This window comes from Pseudoalteromonas sp. L23 (assembly GCF_021728455.1).
Taxonomy (GTDB): domain Bacteria; phylum Pseudomonadota; class Gammaproteobacteria; order Enterobacterales; family Alteromonadaceae; genus Pseudoalteromonas.
Map to the genome: position 1 here is coordinate 93,459 of NZ_JAKKCW010000015.1, position 6,848 is coordinate 100,306.

At 43.4% G+C, this 6,848-nt stretch carries 5 protein-coding genes and 2 rRNA genes; 5 read left to right on the plus strand and 2 right to left on the minus strand.

The window, feature by feature from the left end; all coding sequences use genetic code 11:
• The first annotated feature begins 149 nt into the window (after positions 1 to 149).
• The 5 genes from L3V43_RS19880 (at position 150) to L3V43_RS19900 (ending at position 6,011) form a co-directional block, all read left to right on the plus strand.
• Positions 150 to 2,117, plus strand: a complete 1,968-nt coding sequence (locus tag L3V43_RS19880) for an FAD-dependent L-amino acid oxidase (protein WP_235368989.1) — start codon at positions 150 to 152, stop codon at positions 2,115 to 2,117.
• Between the two features lie 239 nt (positions 2,118 to 2,356).
• Positions 2,357 to 3,055, plus strand: a complete 699-nt coding sequence (locus L3V43_RS19885; RefSeq protein ID WP_235368990.1) for a spondin domain-containing protein — start codon at positions 2,357 to 2,359, stop codon at positions 3,053 to 3,055.
• 10 nt (positions 3,056 to 3,065) lie between these two features.
• Entirely contained in the window at positions 3,066 to 3,773 is a 708-nt protein-coding gene (locus L3V43_RS19890; protein WP_102056368.1) for a spondin domain-containing protein, read from the plus strand.
• Between the two features lie 52 nt (positions 3,774 to 3,825).
• Positions 3,826 to 4,557, plus strand: coding sequence for a response regulator transcription factor (locus L3V43_RS19895; RefSeq protein WP_102056367.1), 732 nt, complete (start codon positions 3,826 to 3,828; stop codon positions 4,555 to 4,557).
• Positions 4,554 to 6,011 (plus strand): HAMP domain-containing sensor histidine kinase, encoded by a 1,458-nt coding sequence (locus L3V43_RS19900; RefSeq protein WP_235368991.1) that lies wholly within the window; start codon positions 4,554 to 4,556, stop codon positions 6,009 to 6,011. The genes L3V43_RS19895 and L3V43_RS19900 overlap by 4 nt, the downstream gene beginning before the upstream one ends.
• A 332-nt stretch (positions 6,012 to 6,343) precedes the next feature.
• Here the strand turns inward: L3V43_RS19900 and rrf (L3V43_RS19905) are convergent.
• Positions 6,344 to 6,457, minus strand: a 5S ribosomal RNA gene (gene rrf / locus L3V43_RS19905).
• Between the two features lie 41 nt (positions 6,458 to 6,498).
• A 5S ribosomal RNA gene (gene rrf, locus L3V43_RS19910) occupies positions 6,499 to 6,612 on the minus strand.
• Positions 6,613 to 6,848 lie beyond the last annotated feature (236 nt).

Here is a 6,848-nt window from a genome sequence, read left to right on the forward strand (position 1 = left end):
CTTGTTGCAACAAATTTTTGGAAAGTGCACTCAACAGGTTGGAGTGCATAAATACGTTAAAGATCACTTAGCGAGCTAGGAAGTAATACCAATTGGTATAAAAGCAGTCAGCCTCAAAAGTGTGAGACATCGTCGACTAAGGAACTCACATGACTCACTACAAAATAGGTACAGACATTAGTCAAAAACCCATTCCAGAAGCAGTCAAAGTCGCAGTGATAGGGGCTGGCATGTCTGGTTTGTATAGCGCTTGGCGATTACAGTGCGAAACAGACGTTGATGACTTCGCCATTTTTGAGCGCAGCAACCGCACAGGTGGAAGATTGGACTCAGATCTTATCCATTTCAGAGATAACCGCGCAGGAGCAAAGCCTGACAGCACCATTACAGTCAAAGAAGAACAAGGTGGTATGCGGTTTCTATTTGAGGGTATGGATGACCTAATGGCCCTCTTTCTAAAGTTAGGCCTAGAAGATCAGATAGTCCCGTTCCCCATGAATAGCGGCGGCAATAACCGGCTCTACTTTCGCGGTACCAGCTTTTCGGTAAACGATGCTGAACAAGACGACTATCATATTTGGTCGGCACTTTATAACCTCGACCCAAACGAACAAGGTGTTAATCCCAAAGACATTATTAATGTTGTTTTTAATCGTATCTTGCAAGTGAATCCACAGTTCGATTCAAGGCCAGAGGTTCGCGGTCCAGAGTTTTGGCAGGATTTCCGTCTGCAATGTCAATGGCAAGGTGAACCGCTATATAATTGGTCTTTGTGGGATTTACTCACTGATATGGGTTATAGCCAAGAATGTATCACCATGCTGTATCGTGTTTTGGGCTTTAATGGCACCTTCTTATCGAAAATGAATGCGGGGGTTGCCTATCAGCTTTTGGAAGACTTTCCTGCAGATGTCGAATTTAGAACCTTTAAAGACGGCTTTAGCACCCTGCCAAACGCGCTGGTGGATAAAATAGGTAAAGAGAAGATTTACCTGCAAACGAGCATCGATAGCATCGCCTTTGATAAAGCAGACAATCTTTATGTACTTAAGTACACCAAAACCGAGCAAGACGGACAGATAAGCGAAGGAACATTTAAAGCCGAAAAGCTTATTTTAGGGCTGCCAAGGCTCGCGCTTGAAAAGTTGTTCATAGCGTCAGATGTATTCAAACAGCTACCAAAGCAGCGGCGCGATGCGTTATGGGATACATTGCAAAGCACAAGCAACCAACCGCTCCTGAAGATTAATTTATATTACGACACTGCATGGTGGGGAACCGGCATGACAGGCCGCCCAGCTGTCAGCTTTGGACCTAACTTTGCCGATTTACCAACAGGTTCTGTTTATCCCTTTTATGCTTTAGATGATGAACTCGCAGCCGCGCTTATGTATAACGAGCGTCATGCCGAGCCTAACTCTGAAACCCAACACAAACTCGAAGGGATAGAAGCAGCTAAATACAGTCGCCCAGCCGCATTGACTATTTACTGTGATTATTTAAATATTAATTTTTGGAGTGCACTGCAAAATAAAGGTGAGCTTTATCATCACCCTCGTGAGTCGGAACTCGTTGAATCTATTCCCAGTGATATATTTCCAGCCTCGGAAGCGGTTGTACGACAAGCGACACAATTCTTTAAAGACATTTTTAATACACATTATGTTCCACAGCCCACCCTCACAAGCGCTCGAATTTGGGAAGGGAATGTGAATTTCAATGTCCCTGAAAATCTTCAATTTGGTTTTGGTGTACATCAATGGGCGATTGGAGCGAATGATAAAGACGTCATCGAAGGTTTAGTAGAGCCGTTGCCAAATCTATTTACCTGCGGTGAAGCTTACTCTGATTATCAGGGCTGGGTAGAAGGTGCATTACGTTCGACAGATTTAGTGCTACAAAAAGGGTTTGGCTTAGCGCCACTAAGCAAAGTCTTTGAAACAGACCAAGGCTGTAGCTCTTCAGAAGCAATACAAATCGCCTATCGAAAAATTGCTAATGAAATGATTATGGAATATATCGATCCTAACTTTTCGCCAAACACTAAAGACAAAGTAACGCTTGCTGATGCCAATAGTGTGCTTGGCGTCAACCTCAGTTATTTCGATAAGCCCTAACCCGCTTCTCTAGTAACGAGGAGTTTTTTACTCCTCATTATCCCTACCTTGCAGAACTAATTGATAGTTTTCGATCAACAAGAACCGTTCAGGCGTATTTCAAGTTAATCCAAGCTGCTCTGAGCCCTGTGATAAGTATTCTACGCTTTTGTGATAAAAACGTGATAACTCCGTGAGCCTATCTCAATATCTTGCGGCCATGATAAGGAGACTGTTAATCCTAATAAGAAGAGTACATCATGAAAGCAAAAATCCTGACAACATTAGTCGCAACGTGTTTATCAAGCGCTGCGCTGGCACAAGACCTTGAAGTAAAAATCACTAACCTCACTCACGGTATTTACTATACGCCTTTACTGGTGGCTGCTCATAATCAAGATACCGCTCTTTTTAAACTCGGCGAGCAAGCTTCTGAAGCATTGCAAGCCATGGCCGAAGGCGGTGACATTTCAGCTTTAGGACAAATCCTCGAAAGCTCAAACGCCAATATGGTCGCCAACCCAGCTGAGGGGCTACTTGCACCCGCAGGCTCTACAATGGCGATGATATCAACGAGTGAAGGAAATACGCATCTTTCAATTGTGGCGATGCTACTTCCTACCAATGATGGATTTGTAGGATTAAATGCGTGGCCTATTCCAAGCGCTGCCGGCACCTATGAAGTTTACCTTAATGCCTATGATGCAGGTACTGAAGCGAATAATGAATTAGTTGTCGAAGGCTCTGGTGCACCCGGTATTTTAGGGATCCCAGCATCGCCAGGTGCGGCTCCTGGCACTCAAGGAGCTGGCGTCACAGCAAGTGAAGAAAACACCATGGTCCATATTCACAGAGGCAACGTAGGTGACAACGAGCAAGTCGGCGGTAATAGCGATCTGCATAACACCGTGCACCGTTGGTTAAATCCTGTGGCAAAAGTAACAATAACCGTAAAATAAGGGGGGAGCTATGAAAGCGAAATTAGCATTAATTGCCATGTCTGCGCTCCTACTCAGTGCATGTGGAGACAATGACAATAATATGGTGATGCCAGAGCCTCCGGTTGAGCCGGAGCCAGTTGAGTATGAGTTTGCCATCACTATCACGAACCTTACACACGCACAGCCTATGTCACCAATTGCAGCGCTGCTTCATCAGTCTGGTCATTACTTTACTGTCGGCATGCCAGCAAGTGAAGCATTAGAGCAACTTGCAGAGGGCGGAAATAACAGCGATATTATAGCCGATGAGATGACACAAGCATCCGTCTCAACAGATGGACCTTTAGGCCCCGGTGCGACAACCAACCTTTCCATCAAAACTACAGACCTTTCTGAGCTTAAGTTATCGCTATTAACCATGATGGTGAATACCAATGATGGATTCTCCGGTCTAAATGCTATAGACGTCTCTGCGTTGCCCGTAGGTGAGGTGCAAATGTATCGAACACTTGCCTACGATGCTGGCACTGAGCTGAATAGTGAAGCCGCGGGAACCATACCAGGCCCAGCAGACAGCGGTGAGGGCTTTAACGCAGAGCGCAACGATAATCACAACATGGTGACGATGCACAGTGGTGTAGTTGGTAGTGATGATGGACTCCAAAGTTCAACGCTCACTAGTATCCATAAATTTGATAACCCGCTGCTTGCAGTCACTATCGAGAGAATTAAATAGCCTATGCGCAAACGTCTGCCATAGGCGTTTGCGCTTTCATAAAGGGCTATTTATGTTAGAAACCGTGTTGCTAGTTGAAGATGACTTAGACATAGCGAGATTGCTCCAAGTGCATTTAGAGGAGTTAGCTTTAGAGGTAACGCATGTTGCCGACGGCAGCCAAGTATTATCGGCTGCTAAAGCGAACGATTTTGCCGTGATTTTACTGGATTTAATGCTACCTAATATGGATGGACTAACCCTTTGTCGAGAGCTTAAGGCGCTTTACCCTATGAGTAGTGTCATCATCGTCACCTCAAAAAGTAGCGATATCGATAGGATCATTGGACTTGAAGTTGGTGCGGACGACTATATATGCAAGCCTTTTAATACGAGAGAGTTGCAAGCAAGGGTGAAAGCGCAGCTACGTCATGTCAGGCAACTTAAGCAATCAATGCAGACTGAAAATGCGGACTTCCCACGCGATAAAATTGCAGTTGGAAACTTAGTTATCGATGCCTGTTGTCATGAAATTTCGTTGGCTAATGTTAGATTAGACCTTACTGCAACCGAATTTGAGCTGCTGCAGTTTTTTGCTAAACACCCAAATCACGTGTTTTCTCGAACCCAGTTATTAGAATCAGTATGGGGCTACCAACACTCAGGATACGAGCATACCGTTAACTCCCATATTAATCGTCTGAGGGCAAAGCTTGAAGCTATTTCAAATAATACGGTGATAGAAACAGTATGGGGTGTTGGTTACAAATTAAATTCAGCCTCTCTTTGCGGGCAAAGCGTATGAAGCTCTCACTCTACAAAAAACTCGCACTGATCTTATTTGTCACTTTCGTTGTCATTGCAGCGATTTTTGTTTGGTGGACCCAAGCGCTATCTCAAGTCTCTAAGTCTCAAGCAGAACAACAATTACACCTCGCACTTGCAACCCATCTTGTTGACGATAATCCCCTAATAAAAGAGGGAGTGTACGACTATGACGGTTTGAGTAATCTATTTCACACCTTGATGATCTTAGGCCCCTCATTCGAGTTTTACTTCGTCTCCCCTGAAGGTAAGTTATTAACTTACTCTGCCGCCCCTGGAGAGGTTAAACGTCAGCAAATTGATGTTACCCCTTTAAAAAAACTCCTAAAGAGCAATAGCCAACTACCTGTATTTGGAGATGATCCGAGAAGCGTTAACGGCAGTAAAATTTTCTCTGTAGCCCCTGTATTTAATCAAGATATTTTGCAGGGTTATCTATATATCATCATCGGCTCATCAAAATACGATAGCATTATTGAGCAACTAAAAAATTCAGACAAGGTGATGCTTGGTGTAAGTTGGTTATTAGGCACTTTGTTCTTTTTGCTGGTTGTTGTCCTGCTACTACTTAATAAAATCACTAAGCCCGTGTCCAGACTGACTCAATATATAGATCATGTCAGCCAAAACCAGTTTAATATTAGTCGTGATGCTCAAATAAATTGGCCCGAAGAACATGATGAGATCCATCAGCTGGGTCGCAGCGTCAATGCTATGCTGGATAAAATTCAGCAGCAATTAACCACACTTAACCTCAAAGATGAACAACGTAAAGAACTACTTTCACAGCTAAGCCACGATCTCCGCACACCACTTGCCTCGCTTAAAGGTTACATCGAACTGATAGAAAAACAAACGAGTGACACAAATATCGTTTCACACATCAAAATTGCCAGCAAAAATATAAATCAGCTCAATCATCTTATCGCGCAAATTTTTGAACTCGCCCATCTAGAAGCTGGACATACCAAACTTCATATTGAGCCCTTTAATCTACTTGAACTTATGTATGACGTTGCGGCTAAATTTACATTGCAAGCTAAACGGCGCGGAATAACCATCTCAATAAGCCCGAAAGCAAGCGAAGTTAGTGTATACAGTGATATCGGGAAATTAGACAGGATTTTATCAAACCTCATCGATAACGCTATCAGACATACTGATGCTGGTGGCGAAATACAGCTCACATTACAGCAGCAACAAGATATTGCTTTAGTGAGTGTTAATGATACTGGCATTGGGATAAGCGCCGCTGATCTTCCCTATATATTCGACGCTAGCTTTCAGGCCAAAAATAGCCTAAGTAACCGCAAACACAATGCAGGGCTAGGCCTTGCGATCACAAACGAGCTCGTTAAATTATTAAAAGGAAATATTAGCGTATCAAGCAAGCTAAACCGAGGTTGTAAATTTACAATTTCACTGCCACTTTGATTTGCTAATTCTCCTTCTTTAGGTACCTAAAGGAAAGTAGCATATTCTAGACGTATAGATATACAAATCGGTGGATAAACCACCTCCTACCATATTGCACTTTGCTTATGCTGTAGTGAGAGCGAGTTTATCTCGAGAAGGTGATCACTTTGTAGATTGGGAAAGCCTTCAGCGTTTTCGACTTGGATGTGTATGCATACAAATCGGCGGGTAAACCGCCTACCACGTCGCACTGTGCTTATGTAGAGGTGGGAGCGAGTTTATCTCGCGATGTATTGAACTAAAAATGCAAAAAACCCATTACATTAATGTAATGGGTTTCTTTAATTGGGCCCTGACGATGTTCTACTTTCACATGGGTAATCCACACTATCATCGACGCTGTTTTGTTTCACTTCTGAGTTCGGCATGGGGTCAGGTGGTTCCAAAACGCTATGGTCATCAGGAAAATACTGTTTTTTAGTTTTTATTTTTATATTAAATTTGGCCCTGGCGATGTTCTACTTTCACATGGGTAATCCACACTATCATCGACGCTGTTTTGTTTCACTTCTGAGTTCGGCATGGGGTCAGGTGGGTCCAAAACGCTATAGTCACCAGGAAAACTGGGGGCAAATGTTTAATGACATCGTGCATCGCACGAGCATTCCATTTGCGCAAGGTGAACCGATTTCGCGATACCGCTGAGGTTGGTCACCTTGTTTAATTCTTAAATCCGGAAAAAGCTATTAAATTCTTTGTCTACTTTAGTCTATTAACTTCTGTCGCTTATAAACCACTTTGGCGTTGTATGGTTAAGCCTCACGGGTAATTAGTACGAGTTAGCTTAATGCCTCA